A 3,206-nucleotide genomic window follows, 5' to 3' on the forward strand; every position below is an offset into this window, starting at 1 on the left:
AACACAGTGGACGCGAGCAACTGAGGACAAGCCCTCGGCCTATTAGTACCAGTCAGCTCCACCCGTTACCGGGCTTCCACATCTGGCCTATCAACCCAGTCGTCTACTGGGAGCCTTAACCACTCAAGGTGGTGGGAATACTCATCTCGAAGCAGGCTTCCCGCTTAGATGCTTTCAGCGGTTATCCTTTCCGAACGTAGCCAACCAGCCATGCCCTTGGCAGGACAACTGGCACACCAGAGGTTCGTCCGTCCCGGTCCTCTCGTACTAGGGACAGCCCTTCTCAATATTCCTACGCGCACAGCGGATAGGGACCGAACTGTCTCACGACGTTCTAAACCCAGCTCGCGTACCGCTTTAATGGGCGAACAGCCCAACCCTTGGGACCGACTCCAGCCCCAGGATGCGACGAGCCGACATCGAGGTGCCAAACCATCCCGTCGATATGGACTCTTGGGGAAGATCAGCCTGTTATCCCCGGGGTACCTTTTATCCGTTGAGCGACAGCGCTTCCACAAGCCACTGCCGGATCACTAGTCCCGACTTTCGTCCCTGCTCGACCCGTCGGTCTCACAGTCAAGCTCCCTTGTGCACTTACACTCAACACCTGATTGCCAACCAGGCTGAGGGAACCTTTGGGCGCCTCCGTTACTCTTTAGGAGGCAACCGCCCCAGTTAAACTACCCATCAGACACTGTCCCTGATCCGGATCACGGACCCAGGTTAGACATCCAGCACGACCAGAGTGGTATTTCAACGACGACTCCACAACCACTGGCGTGGCCGCTTCAAAGTCTCCCACCTATCCTACACAAGCCGAACCGAACACCAATATCAAACTATAGTAAAGGTCCCGGGGTCTTTCCGTCCTGCTGCGCGAAACGAGCATCTTTACTCGTAGTGCAATTTCACCGGGCCTATGGTTGAGACAGTCGAGAAGTCGTTACGCCATTCGTGCAGGTCGGAACTTACCCGACAAGGAATTTCGCTACCTTAGGATGGTTATAGTTACCACCGCCGTTTACTGGCGCTTAAGTTCTCAGCTTCGCACACCCGAAAGTGCACTAACCGGTCCCCTTAACGTTCCAGCACCGGGCAGGCGTCAGTCCGTATACATCGCCTTACGGCTTCGCACGGACCTGTGTTTTTAGTAAACAGTCGCTTCTCGCTGGTCTCTGCGGCCACCCCCAGCTCACCGAGTAAATCGGATCACCAGTGATGGCCCCCCTTCTCCCGAAGTTACGGGGGCATTTTGCCGAGTTCCTTAACCATAGTTCACCCGAACGCCTCGGTATTCTCTACCTGACTACCTGAGTCGGTTTAGGGTACGGGCCGCCATGAAACTCGCTAGAGGCTTTTCTCGACAGCATAGGATCATCCACTTCACCACAATCGGCTCGGCATCAGGTCTCAGCCTTAATGTGTGACGGATTTACCTACCACACGGCCTACACCCTTACCCCGGGACTACCACCGCCCGGGCTGGACTACCTTCCTGCGTCACCCCATCGCTTACCTAGTACAAGTCTGGTTCATCGGCTCCACCACTACCCTCAACTCCGAAGAGATCGGGCCGGCTTCACGGACTTAGCATCGCCTGATTCAGTATTGGGCGTTTCAAAGCGGGTACCGGAATATCAACCGGTTGTCCATCGACTACGCCTGTCGGCCTCGCCTTAGGTCCCGACTTACCCTGGGCAGATCAGCTTGACCCAGGAACCCTTAGTCAATCGGCGCACACGTTTCTCACGTGTGTATCGCTACTCATGCCTGCATTCTCACTCGTGAACCGTCCACAACTCGCTTCCGCGGCTGCTTCACCCGGCACACGACGCTCCCCTACCCATCCACACGGGCGTTGGCCCTATTGTGTGAATGACACGACTTCGGCGGTACGCTTGAGCCCCGCTACATTGTCGGCGCGGAATCACTTGACCAGTGAGCTATTACGCACTCTTTCAAGGGTGGCTGCTTCTAAGCCAACCTCCTGGTTGTCTCTGCGACTCCACATCCTTTCCCACTTAGCGTACGCTTAGGGGCCTTAGTCGATGCTCTGGGCTGTTTCCCTCTCGACCATGGAGCTTATCCCCCACAGTCTCACTGCCGTGCTCTCACTTACCGGCATTCGGAGTTTGGCTAAGGTCAGTAACCCGGTAGGGCCCATCGCCTATCCAGTGCTCTACCTCCGGCAAGAAACACACGACGCTGCACCTAAATGCATTTCGGGGAGAACCAGCTATCACGGAGTTTGATTGGCCTTTCACCCCTAACCACAGGTCATCCCCCAGGTTTTCAACCCTGGTGGGTTCGGTCCTCCACGAAGTCTTACCTCCGCTTCAACCTGCCCATGGCTAGATCACTCCGCTTCGGGTCTTGAGCGCGCTACTAAATCGCCCTATTCGGACTCGCTTTCGCTACGGCTTCCCCACACGGGTTAACCTCGCAACACACCGCAAACTCGCAGGCTCATTCTTCAAAAGGCACGCAGTCACGACTGCTGTTCCGAAGAACAACAGCGACGCTCCCACGGCTTGTAGGCACACGGTTTCAGGTACTATTTCACTCCGCTCCCGCGGTACTTTTCACCATTCCCTCACGGTACTATCCGCTATCGGTCACCAGGGAATATTTAGGCTTAGCGGGTGGTCCCGCCAGATTCACACGGGATTTCTCGGGCCCCGTGCTACTTGGGTGTCTCTTAAACGAGCCGTTGATGTTTCAGCTACGGGGGTCTTACCCTCTACGCCGGACCTTTCGCATGTCCTTCGCCTACATCAACGGTTTCTGACTCGTCTCACAGTCGGCAGACCATGAAAAAGAGATCCCACAACCCCGTATGCGCAACCCCTGCCGGGTATCACACGCATACGGTTTGGCCTCATCCAGTTTCGCTCGCCACTACTCCCGGAATCACGGTTGTTTTCTCTTCCTGAGGGTACTGAGATGTTTCACTTCCCCTCGTTCCCTCCACACTGCCTATGTGTTCAGCAGTGGGTGACAGCCCATGACGACTGCCGGGTTTCCCCATTCGGAAACCCCCGGATCAAAGCTTGGTTGACAGCTCCCCGGGGACTATCGTGGCCTCCCACGTCCTTCATCGGTTCCTGGTGCCAAGGCATCCACCGTGCGCCCTTAAAAACTTGGCCACAGATGCTCGCGTCCACTGTGCAGTTCTCAAACAACGACCAGCCACCCATCACCCCGAC

Annotated in this window: 1 rRNA gene; it reads right to left on the reverse strand. The window is 56.1% G+C overall.

The annotated features are described in order from the left end of the window. Nucleotides 1–22: 22 nt before the first annotated feature. A 23S ribosomal RNA gene (locus tag ACFQ6X_RS35075) occupies nt 23–3,146 on the reverse strand. Between the last annotated feature and the right edge of the window lie 60 nt (nt 3,147–3,206).

The sequence above is a fragment of the Streptomyces sp. NPDC056452 genome, assembly GCF_042796085.1.
In the GTDB taxonomy this organism is placed as follows: Bacteria; Actinomycetota; Actinomycetes; order Streptomycetales; family Streptomycetaceae; genus Streptomyces.